Annotated in this window: 16 protein-coding genes; 5 read left to right on the forward strand and 11 right to left on the reverse strand. The window is 69.0% G+C overall.

The genetic code is table 11. From position 1 onward, the window contains the following. Window positions 1-15: 15 nt before the first annotated feature. Both COA17_RS02085 and COA17_RS02090 read right to left on the reverse strand, forming a co-directional pair. Window positions 16-1,173: a saccharopine dehydrogenase family protein gene (locus tag COA17_RS02085; RefSeq protein ID WP_096609879.1), complete on the reverse strand. Its 1,158-nt coding sequence runs from the start codon at window positions 1,171-1,173 to the stop codon at window positions 16-18. Between the two features lie 76 nt (window positions 1,174-1,249). After that, window positions 1,250-3,028 (reverse strand): ABC transporter transmembrane domain-containing protein, encoded by a 1,779-nt coding sequence (locus tag COA17_RS02090; protein ID WP_096609881.1) that lies wholly within the window; start codon window positions 3,026-3,028, stop codon window positions 1,250-1,252. A gap of 198 nt (window positions 3,029-3,226) precedes the next feature. Here COA17_RS02090 and COA17_RS02095 point away from each other — a divergent pair, with 198 nt between their 5' ends. Next, complete coding sequence (locus tag COA17_RS02095; protein ID WP_096609883.1) at window positions 3,227-4,456, forward strand: polyhydroxyalkanoate depolymerase; 1,230 nt, start codon at window positions 3,227-3,229, stop codon at window positions 4,454-4,456. A gap of 110 nt (window positions 4,457-4,566) precedes the next feature. On the opposite strand, the gene COA17_RS02100 is transcribed toward COA17_RS02095, so the two are convergent. The 6 genes from COA17_RS02100 to COA17_RS02125 all read right to left on the reverse strand — a co-directional run bounded on the left by COA17_RS02100 (window position 4,567) and on the right by COA17_RS02125 (window position 9,889). Next, window positions 4,567-5,070: a pyridoxamine 5'-phosphate oxidase family protein gene (locus COA17_RS02100; protein WP_096609885.1), complete on the reverse strand. Its 504-nt coding sequence runs from the start codon at window positions 5,068-5,070 to the stop codon at window positions 4,567-4,569. 286 nt (window positions 5,071-5,356) lie between these two features. Next, complete coding sequence (locus tag COA17_RS02105; RefSeq protein WP_066486267.1) at window positions 5,357-6,535, reverse strand: acetyl-CoA C-acyltransferase; 1,179 nt, start codon at window positions 6,533-6,535, stop codon at window positions 5,357-5,359. Window positions 6,536-6,627: 92 nt separating this feature from the next. Continuing rightward, a complete protein-coding gene (locus COA17_RS02110; RefSeq protein ID WP_066486270.1) occupies window positions 6,628-7,062 on the reverse strand; it encodes a MaoC family dehydratase in 435 nt (144 codons plus the stop codon). Between the two features lie 207 nt (window positions 7,063-7,269). Beyond that, window positions 7,270-7,653: a glycine zipper 2TM domain-containing protein gene (locus tag COA17_RS02115; RefSeq protein WP_096609887.1), complete on the reverse strand. Its 384-nt coding sequence runs from the start codon at window positions 7,651-7,653 to the stop codon at window positions 7,270-7,272. 48 nt (window positions 7,654-7,701) lie between these two features. Further along, window positions 7,702-8,874 (reverse strand): mechanosensitive ion channel family protein, encoded by a 1,173-nt coding sequence (locus COA17_RS02120; RefSeq protein ID WP_096609889.1) that lies wholly within the window; start codon window positions 8,872-8,874, stop codon window positions 7,702-7,704. A gap of 1 nt (window position 8,875) precedes the next feature. Next, window positions 8,876-9,889, reverse strand: a complete 1,014-nt coding sequence (locus COA17_RS02125) for a DNA topoisomerase IB (RefSeq protein ID WP_096609891.1) — start codon at window positions 9,887-9,889, stop codon at window positions 8,876-8,878. A 146-nt stretch (window positions 9,890-10,035) separates the two neighbouring features. Here COA17_RS02125 and COA17_RS02130 point away from each other — a divergent pair, with 146 nt between their 5' ends. Then, entirely contained in the window at window positions 10,036-10,593 is a 558-nt protein-coding gene (locus COA17_RS02130) for a type 1 glutamine amidotransferase domain-containing protein (RefSeq protein ID WP_066490932.1), read from the forward strand. A gap of 117 nt (window positions 10,594-10,710) precedes the next feature. Continuing rightward, window positions 10,711-11,640 carry a right-handed parallel beta-helix repeat-containing protein gene (locus COA17_RS02135; protein WP_070321654.1) on the forward strand — a complete coding sequence of 310 codons (930 nt, stop codon included), beginning with the start codon at window positions 10,711-10,713 and terminating at the stop codon, window positions 11,638-11,640. Window positions 11,641-11,643: 3 nt separating this feature from the next. On the opposite strand, the gene COA17_RS02140 is transcribed toward COA17_RS02135, so the two are convergent. The 3 genes from COA17_RS02140 to COA17_RS19235 are packed head-to-tail and all read right to left on the reverse strand — an operon-like array spanning window position 11,644 to window position 14,914. Beyond that, window positions 11,644-13,389 (reverse strand): asparagine synthetase B family protein, encoded by a 1,746-nt coding sequence (locus COA17_RS02140; RefSeq protein ID WP_096609893.1) that lies wholly within the window; start codon window positions 13,387-13,389, stop codon window positions 11,644-11,646. A 3-nt stretch (window positions 13,390-13,392) separates the two neighbouring features. Further along, on the reverse strand, window positions 13,393-14,772 hold the full coding sequence (locus COA17_RS02145; protein ID WP_096609895.1) for a putative O-glycosylation ligase, exosortase A system-associated: 1,380 nt from the start codon (window positions 14,770-14,772) through the stop codon (window positions 13,393-13,395). Continuing rightward, window positions 14,765-14,914 (reverse strand): hypothetical protein, encoded by a 150-nt coding sequence (locus COA17_RS19235; protein WP_176484765.1) that lies wholly within the window; start codon window positions 14,912-14,914, stop codon window positions 14,765-14,767. The genes COA17_RS02145 and COA17_RS19235 overlap by 8 nt, the downstream gene beginning before the upstream one ends. A gap of 67 nt (window positions 14,915-14,981) precedes the next feature. Here COA17_RS19235 and COA17_RS02150 point away from each other — a divergent pair, with 67 nt between their 5' ends. Then, entirely contained in the window at window positions 14,982-16,220 is a 1,239-nt protein-coding gene (locus COA17_RS02150) for a TIGR04063 family PEP-CTERM/XrtA system glycosyltransferase (protein ID WP_096609897.1), read from the forward strand. Further along, window positions 16,178-17,086, forward strand: coding sequence for a hypothetical protein (locus COA17_RS02155; protein WP_096609899.1), 909 nt, complete (start codon window positions 16,178-16,180; stop codon window positions 17,084-17,086). The genes COA17_RS02150 and COA17_RS02155 overlap by 43 nt, the downstream gene beginning before the upstream one ends. Window positions 17,087-17,089 lie beyond the last annotated feature (3 nt).

Genomic DNA, 17,089 nt, shown 5'->3' on the forward strand with positions numbered 1-17,089 from the left:
TCAACCTGCGGGGCCTCAACCCGCCGTGAAGGTCATCCCCGCGTTGGCGATCAGCCGTTCGCGCAGCTTCGCGCCCATCAGGGCGCCGGGGGTCCAGATGCCGCCCGCGCCCTCGACATCGCGGATCAGGCACAGCGCACTTTCGGCGAGCATCTTCGATGTGCAGCCGTAGCCGGGGTCCTTGTCGCCGGTGACGACCGCGTCGATGCGCGTATTGTCGGGCATCAGCCCGGCGAACAGGATGTCGAAATGGCCCGCGTCGCGTTCCTCCTTCGACGGGCCTTCGCCGGGTTTCGGCCCCTTGTCGCCGGCCAGCGGGTTGATCTTCGCCAGCGCCTCGGCTGCGGCCTTGCCCATGTCGCCCAGCCCGGCGACGACCATCTCGTCATAGACCAGATCGCCCCACGGTTGTCCCAGCAGGAAGTTGGTGCGGTGGACGTTCTTGGTATTGATCGGCGCCATGATGAACGGCGCGACCCAGGCGGCGATCGTCGGGTCGTATTCGGGCAGCAGCCCGGCCGGCTGCGCGGGGCCGGCGTGGCCGGGCGCCAGCGCGAACGGATCGGTCAGCAGCATCGCCAGCGACGGCTTGCGCGCGATCGCCGCCAGCGTTGCCTTCAGGCTGGCGCTGGTACCGCCGGAAAAGCCGCCCTTCATCTGGCGCACGCGCGCCTTCACGCGCGGCACCGGCTGGCCGAACCGTTCCTTCGCCGCTTCCTGCAGCGTCAGCACGCCCAGGTCGAAGGGGATCGAATCGAACCCGCACGAAAAGACGATCCGCGCGCCGGTGCGCTTCGCTTCCGCATCGTGGCGGTCGATCATCTCGCGCATCCACCCCGGCTCGCCGCACAGGTCGACATAGGCGGTGCCGGTCGCCGCGCACGCCGCCACCAGATCGCTGCCGTACAGCTGGTACGGGCCGACGGTAGTGATGATGACCCGCGTGCGTTCGCACATCGCGCGCAGCGAGGCGGGATCGTCGGCATTGGCGGTGAGGAGCGGGACGTCGGCGGACACGCCCATTTCGTCGCGCACTTCCTGCAGCTTGGTCAGCGAGCGGCCTGCCATTGCCCAGGTGAGGCCGCTGGGGTAGGTGAGCGCCAGATATTCGGCCACCAGCCGCCCGGTGAAGCCCGACGCGCCATAGACGATGACGTCGAATTCGCTGGCCATAATCCCTCTCCCGATTCCCGCTTTCGCGCGATTGTGAGGGACCGGCGGCGGGGAGGCAAGCGCGGCGGCGGCCCCGTCAGGCCGCCTCGCTGAATTGCAGGCTGGCGAGCCGCGCATACAGGCCGCCCTGCTGGATCAGCGCGGCGTGCGTGCCTTCCTCCACGATCCGGCCGGCGTCCAGCACCGCGATCCGCTGCGCCGCGCGGACGGTAGCGAGGCGATGCGCGATGACGATCGTGGTGCGCCCGGCCATCAGCCGCTCCAGCGCATCCTGCACCAGCCGCTCGCTTTCGGCGTCCAGCGCGCTGGTCGCCTCGTCCAGCAGCAGGATCGGCGCATCGCGCAGCAGCGCGCGCGCGATCGCCACGCGCTGGCGCTGCCCGCCCGACAGCCGCGCGCCGCCCTCGCCCAGGAAGGTATCCAGCCCGTCGGGCAGCGCGCGCAGGAAATCGGCGGCATTGGCCGCCTCCGCCGCGGCCCAGATCGCCGCATCATCGGCATCCCAGCGGCCGTAGCGCAGATTGTCGCGCGCGCTGGTGCCGAAGATGACGGTTTCCTGCGGCACCATCGCGATCCGCGCGCGCACCGCCGCCGGATCGGCATCGCGCAGGTCGACACCGTCCACCATCACGCGCCCGGCGGCGGGTTGGTAGAAATGCTGGATCAGCTGGAACAAGGTCGATTTGCCCGCGCCCGACGGGCCGACCACCGCCAGCGTCTCGCCCGGCGACACCGTCAGCGAGAAATCGTGGAGCGCGGCGACGTCCGGCCGCGTGGGATAGCGAAATTCGACATGGTCGAACTCGATCCGTCCCTGCGGCGGCTGCGGCAGCGCGACCGGGTGGGCGGGCGCGGCGATGGTCGGGCGTTCCTGAAGCAGTTCCGACAGCCGCCCCGCCGCGCCCGCGCCGCGCAACAGGTCGCCATAGACCTCGGTCAGCGCGCCGAACGCGCCCGCGACGATCCCGCCGGTCAGCACGAAGGCGGCGATCGACCCGCCCGACAGCCGCCCGGCGGCAACGTCGATCGCGCCTTCCCACAGCACCAGCGTGATCGCGCCGAAGATCAGCGCGATGACGATCGCGGTCATCACCGCGCGCAGCGCGATGCGCCGCCGCGCCGCCGCCATCGTCGCCTCCACCGCATCGCCGAAGCGCGCGCTTTCGCGGGCCTCCTGTCCGAACGCCTGGACGATCTTCATCGCGCCCAGCGTCTCGGTCACGATCGATCCGACGTCGGCGATCCGGTCCTGCGAGGTGCGCGAATGGCTGCGCACGCGCTTCCCCAGCAGCGCGATCGGCGCGATAATGAGCGGGATACCCAGCAGCAGCATCCCCGCCAGCTTGGGCGAGATCGCGAACAGGTAGATCAGCCCGCCGACCCCGGTGACGCTGTTGCGCAGCGCGATCGACACGGTGCTGCCGACCACGGTTTCGATCTGCGCGGTGTCCGCCGTCAGCCGCGAGGCGATTTCCGACGGGCGGTTCTCCTCGTAGAAACTGGGGCTGAGCGTCATCAGGTGGCGCTGCACGCTGGTGCGGATGTCCGCCACCACGCGCTCGCCCAGCCACGAGACGAAATAGAACCGCACCGCCGTGCCCAGCGCCAGCACCACGACGATCATCAGCATGTAGTGGAACGTCGCCGACACCGCGGACGGATCGGCGCCGCCGCTGATGAAGCCGCGATCGATGACGCGGTTGAAACTGTACGGGATGCCCAGCGTGGCCACCGACGTGACCAGCAGCGCCAGCGCCGCCGCCGCGATCTGCGCCGGATAGCGGCGCGCATGGCGCCAGATCATCGACAGATTGCCGATGCGGCGGGACGGGACGACGTCGGTGGTGCTGGCCATGGTGGCTGCGTGTAGCAGCAGGTGGGGGCGCGGCTCAACGCGGACGGTGGCCGACGCGCGCCGACCTGTCCCATGCTGTGCCCGCCGGGCCACGGCGGGACCGCGATCGTCGCCCGCGTGTTCTTATTGCATTGCAGCAATTGCGTTTTGACGTACAACCCATCGCACCCATATCAATGGGGGAAGGATTTTCGTTCGATGCTGTACGACGCTTACGAATTCCAGCGGTCGTGGCTCGCCTCGGCCAGCGCGATGGCGACGTTCGGAGCCAACTGGCTAAAGAGCCAGCCGTCGCTGAACTATCTGGGCGGCGGGCCGCTGATGGCGTCCGCGCTGGAGGTGTTCGCACATGCCGCCGCGTCGCGCGGGAAGCCCGCGTTCGGCTTCACCGAGACGGTGATCGACGGCCGCAGCGTGGGGGTGCAGGAGGAGATCGTCGTGCAACGGCCGTTCGGCCAGCTCAAGCGGTTCGTCCGCGAGGGTGTGGCGGGCGGGCCGAAGCTGCTGATCGTCGCGCCGATGTCGGGCCATTTCGCCACCCTGCTGCGCGGGACGGTGGAACGGATGCTGCCGGTCGCCGACGTCTACATCACCGACTGGCGCGATGCGAAGCTGGTGCCGACCAGTGAGGGGCGTTTCGACCTGGACGATTACATCGACTATCTGGTCGCGTTCATGGAGGCGATCGGCCCGAACGAGGGGCAGGGCGGGGCGCACATGCTGGCGGTGTGCCAGCCGTCGGTGCCGTGCCTGGCGGCGGTCGCGCTGATGAGTGCGGATCGCCACCCGTGCCGCCCGCGCACGCTGACCATGATGGGCGGGCCGATCGACACGCGCGAGGCGCCGACCGCGGTCAACACGCTGGCGACCGAGCGGCCGTTCGCGTGGTTCGAACAGAATGTCATCGCCACCGTCCCGCTGCTGTATCCGGGTGCGGGACGGAAGGTGTATCCGGGCTTCCTGCAGCTGACCGGGTTCATGACCATGAACCTGGGCAACCACATGATGAGCCACTACGAGCTCTTCAAGCATCTGGTGACCGGCGACGGCGACAGCGCGGACGCGACCAAGGCGTTCTACGAGGAATATCGTTCGGTCTGCGACATGACCGCCGAATTCTACCTCCAGACCATCGACGTGGTGTTCCAGAACCATTCGCTGCCCAAGGGCGAGATGACGCATCGCGGGCGGCCGGTCGACCTGTCCGCGATCACCGACGTCGCGCTGCTGGCGATCGAGGGCGAGCGCGACGATATCTCCGGGCTGGGCCAGACGAAGGCGGCGCTGACGCTGGCGACCAATTTGCCGGACGGGAAGAAGCGTTACTACATGGCCGAAGGCGTCGGCCATTATGGCATCTTCAACGGGTCCAAATGGCGCAACCGCATCGCGCCGGTGGTCGAGGAATGGATGGCGGCGAACGGGTGAGACTTAGTGCTCGTGCTCCTGCGCAGGAGCACGGCGCTTCAGGACAGCAAAAAGAAAGGGCCGCCCGGTCGTCGGGCGGCCCTTTTTATGTCCTGCAGTGAGGCGCCCGGTCAGGCCGGCGTGCTCTCCGCGGTGGTTTCCACCTTGGCGTGGCTGCCCGCCTCGTCCGAGCGGATCGTGCCGCCGAACAGCATCTTCAGCTTGCCGCCCAGCGACAGATCGGTTTCCCACAGTTCCGCGCTGTCGATGTCGACGCGCAGCAACGCGAGGTTGGGGTCGTCCTTGCCGCCCGGAAACCAGGCCTCGACCTGCTTGTTCCACAGCTTGTCGATCTGCGCGCGGTCGTTGTCGATCCGGCCGTTGCCCGACAGACAGGCGAAGAAATCATGCCCCTTCGCCACGAACTGGAGCATCAGCTCGCGCTTGCCCGCGACCCGATTGTCCTTGCCGATGAAGAAGAACAAGGTGTCGACCTGATCCTCGTCCAGCTGCGCGGTCAGCGGTTCGCTGTGCGACGATCCGTCCACCGGGCCGACCATGACGAAGGGGCTGTCCGCCATCTTCTTCCACATGTCTTCTTTCAGCGTGCGGGGATCTTTATTGGCGTCCGCCATCGTCAGTCTCCTCTCGATCGGTTCGAGCGGTGAACGAGGGGAGCGGGCGTTGGTTGCGAGGGGGGACCCCCAACCCGCGCGCGTTGCCGACGTCACTGTTTGCTTTCGGCATGTTCGTGCTGAAGGTGATCGAAGTGGTCCGGCGAAACTAGGGCACGGGCGGGGGCCGGTCTGGCAGCCGGCCCCCAAACGCCAAGAACCCGGTCGCTGGCACGACCGGGGTTCCCGTAGAGGCGCTATGTCATCGCCTGCACCAATACATAGCGTACTGGCCGTTGCCTCTCAATTACAGGACTTCGAACAGCCCCGCCGCGCCCATGCCGCCGCCGACGCACATCGTCACGACGACGTACTTGGCGCCGCGACGCTTGCCTTCGATCAGCGCGTGGCCGGTCATCCGTGCGCCCGACATGCCATAGGGGTGGCCGATCGAAATCGCGCCGCCGTTGACGTTGAGCAGCTCGTCGGGGATGCCCAGCTTGTCGCGGCAGTAAAGCACCTGCACCGCGAACGCCTCGTTCAGTTCCCACAGCCCGATGTCGTCCATCTTCAGGCCGTTGCGCTCCAGCAGCTTGGGGATTGCGAAGACCGGGCCGATGCCCATTTCGTCGGGCTTGGTGCCCGCCACTGCCATGCCGACGTAGCGGCCGAGCGGGGTCAGCCCCTTGGCCGCGGCGACCTTCTCCTCCATCAGCACGCTGGCCGAGGCGCCGTCCGACAGCTGGCTGGCGTTGCCCGCCGTGATGTTGAGGTCCGGGCCGAGCACCGGCTTCAGGCTCTTGAGCCCTTCCAGCGTGGTATCGGCGCGATTGCCCTCATCCTTCGACAGGGTCACTTCCTCATAGGAGACTTCCTTGGTCTCCTTGTTGACGTTCGCCTTGGTCGCGGTGACGGCGACGATCTCGTCATCGAACTTGCCGGCGGCCTGCGCGGCGGCGGTGCGCATCTGCGAGCGATAGCCATATTCGTCCTGCGCATCGCGGCTGATGCCGTAGCGCTTGGCGACCACCTCCGCGGTCTGCAGCATCGGCATGTAGATGTCGCCGTGCATCGCCAGCAGTTCCTTGTCGGGCGCGACGCGCATTTCCGGCGTCTGCACCAGCGAGATGCTGTCGACGCCGCCGCCGATCGTCACGTCCATGCCGTCGACGACGATCTGCTTGGCGGCGGTGGCGATCGCCATCAGGCCCGAGGCGCACTGGCGGTCGAGCGACATGCCCGACACGCTGACCGGCAGGCCGGCGCGCAGCAGGCTGGTGCGCGCGATATTGCCCGCCTGATGCCCCTGCTGGAGCGCGGCGCCGAACACGACGTCGTCCACTTCCGCGCCGTCGATCTTCGCGCGCTCCACGGCGGCCTTGATCGCATGGCTGGCGAGCGTGGGGGAGGGCAGGTTGTTGAACGCCCCGCGATAGGCGCGGCCGATCGGGGTGCGGGCGGTGGAAACGATGACGGCGGAACGCATGAAGACAGTCCTTTGCGGTCGTCACCCCGGCGAAGGCCGGGGTTGTGTGCGGCGGGAGACCCCGGCCTTCGCCGGGGTGACGGATAATGGGATCAGACGAACACCTGCGTGATCCATTCGGCGATCATCGCGGGCTTGTCCTGCCCCTCGATCTCGACGGTGGTCTCGGTGGTGTACTGATACTGGCCGGGGCGCTTTTCCTCGAACTCGGTGATCCTGGAGCGGCCGCGGACGCGGGAATTGGACGGCACCGGCGCCAGGAAGCGGACCTTGTTGCCGCCGTAGTTGACGCCCATCTTCACCCCGTCGAGCCGCGGCGCGTCGGGCGTCTTCATCGCCAGCTGCGGCAGCAGCGACAGCGTCAGGAAACCGTGCGCGATGGTGGTGCCGAACGGCGTCAGCTTCGCGCGTTCGGGATCGACATGGATGAACTGGTGATCGCCGGTCGCGTCGGCGAACTTGTCGATCATGTCCTGCGTCACGTCGACCCAGTCCGACAGGCTTTCCCTGCCGATGGCGGCTTTCATCTCGTCTGCGTTCACGGCCTCTCATCCCCTCGCTGAACGGATGCGCCTCTCTAGGCCGGGGGCGGGGGCGGCTGCAAGGGTCATGCGAACCGATAGTTTGAAGACGAGCCGTTCCGTACCGTCAATTGAGCGAACCCGACTTTCTAAACGTGAAAAGGGCGCGCCGTCCGGCACGCCCTTTCCGATTCGCCCGGGCTGGGTAGCGCGTTAGCGGCAGCGCACCTGCCCGCGATCCACCTCACGCCCCAGCAACGCGCCGCCGGCGCCCCCCGCCAGCGTGCCGAGCAGGCCGCCGCCCAGCACGTTGCCGAGCACCGCGCCGCCGACGCCGCCGATCACCAGCCCCGTGGTGCCGTCGTTGCGACGGCAATAAGTGCGCCCGTCCTGACCGCGATAGATGCGATCGTTGCGGGTCAGGCGGCGTTCGCGATAGCGGCCCTCGCGATAACTGTCGGACGGGTTCCAATTCTGGTCTTCGCCATGCCAGCGATAGTCGCGGTCACGATCGCGGCGCTGGGCATCGGCGGGGGCCACCGCCAGCGGGGCGGTGACGGTGGCAAGCATCAGTGCGGACAGCAGCGCATTCTTCATGGCGTCTTCTCCTCTTCCCCCGCTCAACGTCGCGAGGGGGCGGCAGGTTCAACGCGAAGCGTCGGCGGGCGGCGTCAGCTGGACGTGTTCGGGATAGGGCATGACCAGTCGCCCGTCGGGCGCGGCGGTGAAGGTGGTCTGCGTCGGATAAGGAATGCTGATCCCCTCCTCCGCGAAGCGACGCATGATCGCCACCAGCAGGCGGTTGCGCGTGGCATGGGCGGTTCCCCAGTCGTCGCCCGGCGTATCGACCTGCAGCACGAAGTCGAGGCTCGACGCGCCGAAGCTCTCGAACCCGGCGCGCGCGACCGTCGCGCCTTCGGCCTCGACCAGTTCGGTCAGGATGTCGGGAAGGCGGGCCAGCGTCTCCGGCGGCGTCTCGTACGCGACGCCGATCGTATAGGCGACGCGGACATGATCGCGCATCGTCGTGTTCTGGATTTCCTTGTCCAGCAGGTTGCGGTTCGAGATGATCCGCAATTCGCCGGTGAAGGCGCGGATGCGCGTCGATTTCAGCCCGATCGCCTCGATCACGCCGCTGGTATTGTCGTAGCTGATCTTGTCGCCGCGCCGGAACGGCCGGTCGAAGATGATCGCCAGCGCCGCGAACAGGTCGCCGAAGATGCCCTGCGCGGCGAGGCCGATCGCGATGCCGCCGACGCCGAGACCCGCGACCAGCCCGGTGACGTTGACGCCGAGATTGTCGAGCACGACGACCAGCGCGATCGCGAACACCGCGAAGCTGACCAGCAGACGGATCAGCCCCATCGCGCTCATCAGCGCTTCGCCGCTGTAATGTTCGGAGCGGGTGCGATGCTCGATCGCGCCCAGGATCAGTTCGCGCGCCCACACCGCCGCCTGGAACACCGCGGCAACGGTGAACAGGAAGCCGGCGGTCTTTTCGACTTCCGGCGGCGTCGCGGCGTAACCGCTGACCAGCCGCGCGGACACCATCACGATGAAAAAGCCGCCGGTCCGCTCGATCGCGCGCCCGACGACCGCGGACCAGCCCTTGCCCGACGTGCTGCGCGCCGCCAGCCGCGCGCCGAGACTGCGCAGCCAGAACAGCAGCAGCGCGATGGCGACGCCCGCGCCGATCGCGATCAGGATTTCCAGCCAGCGTTCCTGAAGCCACGTCACCGCCGAACCGAACAGCGCGGTCATCTGATCCCCGACGCGGCCCGTGTCCAGCGCGGGCGCGGCGGCCTTGGCATTGCTCATGTCAGGCGGCCTTTCGCTCGCACGCGCCGGCGGTTTCCAGAAAGGCTATCAGCCCGCGCTCGATACGGGTCAGATAGTGCGTCGCGCGCGGCAGCCGCAGCGACTGGCGAAACACGGCCTGCGCGGCCTTGTCCTTGCCCAGGTCGATCAGCGCGGGGTGGACATAGGATTTGCGGGCGATCGCGGGCGTGTTGCCCAGCCGCGCGACGACCGGCTCCAGCATCGTTTTCAGCCCGATCGGCGCTTCGGCCTCCACCAGCGCCTCGAACGCGGTGACGCTGGCCCCCCAGGTACGGAAATGCTTGGCGGTGAATTCCCCGCCGGTCGCCTCGCGGATATAGGCGTTGACGTCGGAGGAGGTGACGCCGTGCGCCGCGCCATCGTCGCCGACATATTGGAACAGCTTTTGTCCCGGCAGGTCCTGGCACTTCTTCACGAAGCGGGCCAGGCTGCCGTCGGTGATCTTCAGCCGCCGCTGCTTGCCCGACTTGGCGCGATATTCCAGCGTCAGCGTGGCGCCGCGAATGTCGGCATGCCGATCGCGCAGCGTGGTCAGTCCGAAACTCTTGTTTGTCCTGGCATAGCTTTCGTTCCCGATGCGCAGCGATGCGATGTCGAGCAACTTGACGATCGCGGCGACGGTGCGCTCCTTGCTGTGCGTCCGTCGCGCCAGGTCGCTTTCCACCCGCGCGCGCAGCCGGGCCAGCGCCTGTCCGAACGGCGCGCACAGATCGTATTTTGCGGCTTCCTGCTGCGCGCGGAAGTCGAGGTGATAGCGATATTGCTTGCGCCCCTTTTCATCCCAGCCGATCGCCTGGATGTGGCCATGCGCATGGGGGCAGAACCAGGCGTCGGTATAGGCGGGGGGCAGGCCGATCGCGTTGAGCCGGTCGATTTCGTCGCGATCGGTGATCCGGGTGCCGTCCGGCAAGTGATAGGCCCATTTGCCGTGGCGGGTCTTTTTCCGGGTAATGCCGGGTTCCTCGTCATCGCAATAGGTGATCGCTCGCGCCACGCGCCCTTCGCCTTTCCGGTCCGGATGCTCCGACCAATGGTCTCGGGAAATGCGCGGGCCGTCGCTTCGTTCCGGAACGGGGCGGGGCAGGCGGGGGTTCTGCCACCGCCCCCAGGCACATCTTTCCAGACATTCAGGAGATTTCCATGGCCGACCTGTCGCAAGCCCGCGTGCTGATGATCGCCGCCGACGGTTTTGAAACCGTGGAGCTGTTCGAACCGAAAAAGGCGCTGGAAGCCGCCGGCGCCACCGTGACGCTGGCGTCGATCAGGCGCGACCCGATCCAGGGCATGAAGGGCGATATCAACAAGGCGGAAACCGCCACCCCCGACCTGACGCTGGAGGAGGTAAACCCCGACGATTACGACGCGCTGGTCCTGCCCGGCGGGGTCGCCAACCCCGATAAATTGCGGCTGGAGGAGCGCGCGCTGGAAATCGTCGAGGACTTCATGGACGATGACAAGATCGTCGCCGCGATCTGCCACGCGCCGTGGCTGCTGGTCGAGGCGGAGGTGATCGACGGTCGCCGGCTGACGGGATATCCGTCGATCCGTACCGACCTGGAGAATGCCGGCGGCGACGTGGTGGACGAGGAGGTCGTGATCGACGGCAACCTCATCACCAGCCGCAATCCCGACGACATCCCCGCGTTCAACAAGGCGATCATCGACGCGCTGTCGCAGATGGCGACCGAGGAAGCCTGACCCGGGCCATCACGGCCGGTGGTTCAAATAGGGACGCGCCCCGCCCGGTCGGGTGGGGCGCGTCCCCGCGCGTTATGGCATGAGCGCGGGCGGCTTTCGCTGCCGGAGAGATGCCTGATGCGCCGTATCGCTGCCCTTGCCCTGACCTTCGCCGCCGCCGCCTCGGCCAGCGCGCAGGCGCCGACCGGGCGCTTCGTCGTCGGCGACCAGGTATTCGGCACGCTGCAACAGGCGGTCGACGCGATCGGCGACGGGGAAGGGACGATCCACATCCCGCCGGGCACCTATCGCGACTGCGCGGTGCAGGAGAAGGGGCGGATCGCCTTCGTCGCGGACAAGCCGGGCAGCGTCATCTTCACGCGCGTGACGTGCGAGGACAAGGCCGCGCTGGTGCTGCGCGGGCGCGGCGCGCGGGTCGAGGGGATCGTGTTCACGCATCTGGAGGTGGGCGACGGCAACGGCGCGGGCATCCGGCTGGAACACGGCAACCTGTCGGTGGTGCAGTCGATGTTCCTCGACAGCCAGTGCGGCATCCTGACCGCGGAGGATCCGTCCGCCACGGTCTCGATCGACCATTCGACCTTCGCGGGGCTGGGCAAGGATCCGACCGGCAATGGCGCGCATGCCGTTTATGTCGGCGGTTACGGCGCGGCTAAGGTGACCGCCTCGCGGTTCGAGCGCGGACGTGGCGGCCATTACCTGAAGGTGCGTGCGCCGCGCGTGGAGATCGTCGGCAACAGCTTCGACGATACGCAGGGGCATACCACCAATTACATGATCGACCTGTCGAACGGCGCGCGCGGGCGGATCGCCGACAACGCCTTCGTGATGGGGCGCGACAAGGACAATCACTCGACGATGATCACCGTCGCGCCGGAGGGGGCGCGCAACGATTCGACCGGGCTGGTGATCGAGGGCAATCGCGCGTCGCTGGCGCCGGGCGTGGACTACAAGCCGGTGTTCGTCGGCAACTGGTCCGGCGAGCAGCTGGTGATCCGCGGCAATGCGCTGGGCGCGGGGATCACCACCACCGCCCGCCGCTGGTGAAGGTCAGCGCAGCCGCGATCCCAGCCGCTGCGCCAGATATTCCAGGCAGGCGATGCGGCGCAGCAGCCCGCTGTCGGTGATCGCCTCCATGTGGAAGAAGCGCCGCATCGCGGGGTAATCGAGGTCGATGACCCGGCCGAGATAGTCGGGCGACAGCAGCCCGCCATGTTCGTCCGCCATTGCCCCCATCCGCCGCTGGATCGCATAGCTGCGCTGGCGCAGCCACGCCGGGCGGATGCGCGACGCCCATTCCTGGAACCGGTGGCGCGGTGACGGCGGGCCGGCGAAATCATGGCCGTATGCGGACGGATAGGCCGCCAGCACCGGATCGATCGCGGCGAGCAGAGCGGCCTCGAACCGGCCGGCCTGCTTGATTGCCACGGGCAGCGTCATCGCCTCTGCCACTACCTGATGATCGAGAAACGGCATCAGATACGCGCCGTGCCGCGCCTCCAGGCTGATTTCCCGCCCGAACAACGCGCGGCAGCGCACCTTCGGATACAGATGCTCGACGGTCTGGCGGTCCAGCCGGTCGCGCGGGCCGGCGCCGACCGCCGCGCCGATCTTGGTCGCGACGCGCGCGATGAATTCCTCCGGCGTGAACAGCGCGGTGGTGTCGGCAGGCAGGAAGCGCGCGAAGAACGTCCGCGCCACCGCATCCGCCGTGGTCGCGCGATCGGGCAGGTAGAAGAAGTCGCGATAGATCTCGCCGCACCCGCCCGACGCCGCCAGCGCGCCGCCGTCATGCCGCTTCGCGCAGGCCGCGCTATGCCCGCCGGCGTCGAAGATGTTGCCATAGGTGGGCAACGCGTCCCACGCCTCGAACTCCGCCGCCACCTGTCCGGCGAAGGCGTCGGGCGCGATCGTCACCAGCGCCTTGTTGATCCATTCGACCGCCACGCCCTCGCCCGCGCCGATCGCCTGCGCGATCGTCACGTCGTCGCTGCCGGGCGGGCCATAGACGTAGAGGTGCGGCGCGGCGCCTTCGTGGCGCAGCGCGGCGTACAGCAGCCGCGAATCGATCCCGCCCGACAGCGGGCAGCGGATATCGTCGCCGAACGATGCGACATGTGCGCCGACGATCGACGACAGGCGCGCGCGGTGGCGCGCGATCCGCTCCGGCATCGCCATGCGCGCCGCGTCGCGGGGCAGGGTGCGCGTGACGGAGTGGAAGCGCGCGCCGTCGGGGGTCAGCTCGACGATGCGATCGGGGCCGAGCGTCGACAGCCCCTCGAACACCGTATCGTCTCCGATCGGCATGACGTTGAACGCGAATTCGTACACGCCCTGCGCGCTGAACCGCACCTGCGGCAGCGCGGCGAGCGTGGCGAGCAGCGAGGTGGAGAAGACCCGCGCATCGGCATCGTGGAACAGCTGGAACGCGCCGAACCAGTCCGTGAACAGGAACGTGCGCCCCGCGTGCCGTACCAGCGCCACGAACTGCCCGCCGACGCGCGACCAGTCGAGCCGCGTCGGATCGCCCGCGTCGAGCAGCAGCGCGAGCGCATCGGCGCCCATCCTGCCATCCACGACCAGCGTGCCGGCGACGGCGACGCGATCGTCGCCGCGCGCCATCCACGTGTCGGGTCCGCCGCGGATATAGGGGGCGTGCAGCCCGTCCCAGCCATCGACCGCGAAGGGCGTGACGGCGGGAAAGCCATGCCGCCCGAACTGCGCGGCGGCGGCATCCAGCGCATCGGGGCAAAGGCCCGCGGCGGCATTCGCGGTGCGAAGGAACAGCCCGGCCACGCGCTACATCCCCGCGGTCGCTGCGGCCGGCGGCGGTGCGGCGCGCGCGCGCCGGACCCGGCCGGTCGCCATCATCTCGCGCCGGCGGCGCGTCGCATAGGTATCCACGCCGATCTGCGCCCCCATCATCAGGTACAGGAAGGAATTGAACGCGATCCCGACGAACGCCCCGCCCAGCAGGTAGATGAGGTGCGCGTGCTGCAACGCCCCCGCCAGCCGCCCGGCCCAGGCCAGCTCGTCATCATCGGCACGGTGGCGGCGGCGCAGCACCTCCATCCGCCACAGCCCGGCGATCTGCAGCGCCAGCCACAGCGCAAGGCCGGGATAGCCCTGTTCGCCGAGCATCTCGAAATAGCTGGAGTGGTAGGCGCGGCTCTTGTCGACGGTCATGTCGCGCTTGACGGTGGTGGCCGCGCCGCTGCCCTCCACCGCGACGGTGTCGTAGCGGATACGGTTCTGGATATAGGCGTCGAAGCCGCCGCCGAACGGATGCGTCTTTGCGAAGTCCCACGTCCATTTCCACACCGCCAGCCGGGTGGAGGCGCTTTCGTCCGCCTGATAGGTCTTGATCGTGCCCATCCGCTGGCTGAACGACGACGGCAGCAGCGGCACCGTCACCGCGCCGGCCAGCGCCAGCGCCGCCAGATAGACCATCCGCCGCTTGACCGTGCGCAGCGACAGCACCGCCAGCAGCACGATGCACAGCAGTCCCGTGCGCGCCGACGTGCCCACCGGCATCAGCAGGCACGCGAAGCACAGCGCATAGGCGAAGGTGCGCACGCGCCAGTCGGGCGGGAAGATCGTGCCGTCGCGCGCCAGCCAGAGGATGATCGGCACCAGAGCCACCGCCACCGCCGAGATGATGCTGCTTTCGTACAGGCCGGTGTTGTTCGACACCATCAGGTTCAGCTCGCCATAGCCGCCCCCGCCGGTAGCCAGCGTCTTGATCCCGCCGACGATGACGATCGTCGCGGTCGACAGCGTGATGAACAGCAAAAGCGCCTCGATTCGCACCCGCGTGCGCAACGTCAGCGGCAGGAAGGCGGCAAACGCCAGGTTCTTCCACACCCATTCCCATTTGTCCGCCGCCTGCATCGGGAAATCGGCGGTCTGCGTCGTGCACCAGCAATAGGCGAGGAGCATCAGGATCATCGCCTGGCGCATGCTGAAGCGCGCATCGCGCTTGTCATCGGCCAGCGCCCAGCCGCCGACCGCCAGCAACACCGCGATCAGCGAGATCGGCACGCTGTTGAGCAGGTAATAGGTCAGCCGTTGCGGCGAGACGATGTCGATATAGACATACGATCCGATGAACAGGAACGGCCGCCGCATCCCCGCCCCCCACAGCGCCAGCAGGAAGCCGATGAAGAAAAGGTCACGCACGTCCGCGGCGCCCGCGACGGGCCGGAGTGTCGCCGTCCGGCGCCGCCGACGCTTCATGATCGAGCGCCGGGGTACGCAGCAGCCGCCACGTCGCCAGCAGCATCAGGCCATGGCACAGCAGGAGCGAGAAGGTGTCGATCATCGGCGGCGGGCTTAGGGCGGGGCGAGTTGACGTGGCGTTAAGTGGCGTGCGTGCATCAGCGACGGCGATGCGCATCCTCCACGTCCTCGACCACGGTCTGCCGTTGCAGAGCGGCTATACGTTCCGCACCCGCGCGATCCTGACCGCGCAGATGGCCGCCGGGCACGTCGTCGCGGCGGTGACGGGGCCGCGCTACAACCCGGCCGAGCCGCCGCGCGAGACGGTCGACGGGATCGATTTCCACCGCACGCCCAAGGCGGCGCGCGGCGGCGTGGTGGGCGAGATCGCGGCGCTGGCGCGGCGCGTGCGGGAGGTGGCCGACGCCTTCCGCCCCGACGTGATCCACGCGCATTCGCCGGTGATCGACGCGCTGGCGGCGCTGTGGCCGGCGCGGCGGCGCGGCATCCCGCTGCTGTACGAGATCCGCGCCTTCTGGGAGGATGCCGCGGTCGGCAACGGCACCGGGCGCGAGGGATCGGCGCGCTACCGCGCGACGAAGGCGCTGGAGGGCTGGGCGGTGGCGCGCGCCGATGCGGTCGCGGTGATCTGCGAGGGGTTGCGCGGCGACCTGGTGGCGCGCGGCGTGCCAGCGGACAAGATCATGATATCCCCCAATGGCGTTGACCTCACGCTGTTCGGCACCCCGCCGGCGCGCGATGCGGCACTGGCGGAGCGATGGGGGCTGGGCGACGAGGTGATCGGCTTCATCGGCAGCTTCTACGATTACGAGGGGCTGGACGATCTGATCGCGGCGATGCCCGCGCTGGCGTCGCGCCGGCCGCGCGCGCAATTGCTGCTGGTCGGCGGCGGGCCGATGGAGGCGGCGCTGCGGGCGCAGGCGTCGGCATCGCCCGCCGCGGCGCGCATCCGCTTCGTCGGGCGCGTGCCGCATCATGAGGTGGAGCGCTACTACGGGCTGGTCGACGTGCTCGCCTATCCGCGCAAGCGGATGCGGCTGACCGATCTGGTCACCCCGCTCAAGCCGCTGGAGGCGATGGCGCAGGGTCGGCTGGTCGCCGCGTCCGACGTCGGCGGCCATCGCGAGCTGATTCGCGACGGCGACACCGGCACGCTGTTCGCGGCGGGCGATCCGGGGGCGATCGCCGATGCGCTGGCGGGGCTATTGTCCGACCGATCGGGGTGGGACGCGCGGCGCGAACGCGCGCGCGCCTTCGTCGCGGCGGAGCGCGACTGGGCCACCAACGTTCATCGCTACGATGCTGTTTACCAACGGCTTACGGGTGATGCCTATAGCAAGGGGCCATGGTCGCGACGCTCCCCCACCACCGGCCCGAATCGGGTCTGAACACCACGCTGCTGCCGGTTGCGGCGATCCTTGCGGGGATCGGCGTGGCGGCCGGTATCGCCACCGCGCCGGGCGAGGTGCTGAACGCGGTGGTGATGCGATCGCATCTGCCCGACTGGGTGCCCGCCGCCGCGCCGCCGATCGGCGTCACCGGGCGGACGTTGCTGGCGCTGGTCGCCGGCGCGCTGGTGATGATGGCGGGGCTGGGTGCGGCGGGGTGGTGGCGGCTGCCGCGGCGTCGGCGCGCCGATCCGATGATCCCGGCGGTGCGCCGCGCCGATGCGCACCCCGATGCGCCGCCGCGCCGCCCGATCCGCGCCAGCGAGGACCTGGGCCAGCCGCTGCCCGAGCCGCCCGAGGTGCTGCCGGTGATCGCGCGCGGTCACGAGGTGGCCGACGACATCGACCCGATCGCACCGGTGGTCGACACGCCGCCTGCGGCGTGGCTGTCGCCCCCGCCCGAACGCCCGCTGCCGCGCGACCTGAACCTGCCGATGAGCGTGTTCGATCCGGGCGCCGTGCCGTCCGAGCCGATGGAGGCGCCGCGCCCGCTGCCCCCGCTGGTGGTGCGCGCGACCCCGGCGGCGCCAACGTCCGTCCCCGCCGCTGTGGAAGCGGCCGAACCCGTGCCCCCGCCGCCGCCCGCGCGGATCGCGCCGGGGGAGCGGATGGAAAGTTTCGCGCTGCCCCCCGTTCCGCTGCCCACCACCCCGCTGGCGCAGGAATCGCTCGCCTCGCTGGTCGACCGGCTGGAACGCGGCGCCGCGCGGCGCGCGCTGCCGTCGGCACGGCCCGCGCAGGCCGCAGCCCATCTGGCGACGCTGGACGACACGCTCCAGCGGTTGCGGCGTCTCGCCGCCGGTTGACGG

The sequence above is a fragment of the Sphingomonas ginsenosidimutans genome (assembly GCF_002374835.1).
In the GTDB taxonomy this organism is placed as follows: Bacteria; Pseudomonadota; Alphaproteobacteria; order Sphingomonadales; family Sphingomonadaceae; genus Sphingomonas; species Sphingomonas ginsenosidimutans.

What these genes read in the sequence shown, in the direction of transcription:
- COA17_RS02085 (WP_096609879.1), bottom strand. Translation starts at nt 1,173, where the DNA reads ATGGCCAGCGAATTCGACGTCATCGTCTATGGCGCGTCGGGCTTCACC.
- COA17_RS02090 (WP_096609881.1), bottom strand. Translation starts at nt 3,028, where the DNA reads ATGGCCAGCACCACCGACGTCGTCCCGTCCCGCCGCATCGGCAATCTG.
- COA17_RS02095 (WP_096609883.1), top strand. Translation starts at nt 3,227, where the DNA reads ATGCTGTACGACGCTTACGAATTCCAGCGGTCGTGGCTCGCCTCGGCC.
- COA17_RS02100 (WP_096609885.1), bottom strand. Translation starts at nt 5,070, where the DNA reads ATGGCGGACGCCAATAAAGATCCCCGCACGCTGAAAGAAGACATGTGG.
- COA17_RS02105 (WP_066486267.1), bottom strand. Translation starts at nt 6,535, where the DNA reads ATGCGTTCCGCCGTCATCGTTTCCACCGCCCGCACCCCGATCGGCCGC.
- COA17_RS02110 (WP_066486270.1), bottom strand. Translation starts at nt 7,062, where the DNA reads ATGAAAGCCGCCATCGGCAGGGAAAGCCTGTCGGACTGGGTCGACGTG.
- COA17_RS02115 (WP_096609887.1), bottom strand. Translation starts at nt 7,653, where the DNA reads ATGAAGAATGCGCTGCTGTCCGCACTGATGCTTGCCACCGTCACCGCC.
- COA17_RS02120 (WP_096609889.1), bottom strand. Translation starts at nt 8,874, where the DNA reads ATGAGCAATGCCAAGGCCGCCGCGCCCGCGCTGGACACGGGCCGCGTC.
- COA17_RS02130 (WP_066490932.1), top strand. Translation starts at nt 10,036, where the DNA reads ATGGCCGACCTGTCGCAAGCCCGCGTGCTGATGATCGCCGCCGACGGT.
- COA17_RS02135 (WP_070321654.1), top strand. Translation starts at nt 10,711, where the DNA reads ATGCGCCGTATCGCTGCCCTTGCCCTGACCTTCGCCGCCGCCGCCTCG.
- COA17_RS19235 (WP_176484765.1), bottom strand. Translation starts at nt 14,914, where the DNA reads ATGATCGACACCTTCTCGCTCCTGCTGTGCCATGGCCTGATGCTGCTG.
- COA17_RS02150 (WP_096609897.1), top strand. Translation starts at nt 14,982, where the DNA reads ATGCGCATCCTCCACGTCCTCGACCACGGTCTGCCGTTGCAGAGCGGC.
- COA17_RS02155 (WP_096609899.1), top strand. Translation starts at nt 16,178, where the DNA reads ATGGTCGCGACGCTCCCCCACCACCGGCCCGAATCGGGTCTGAACACC.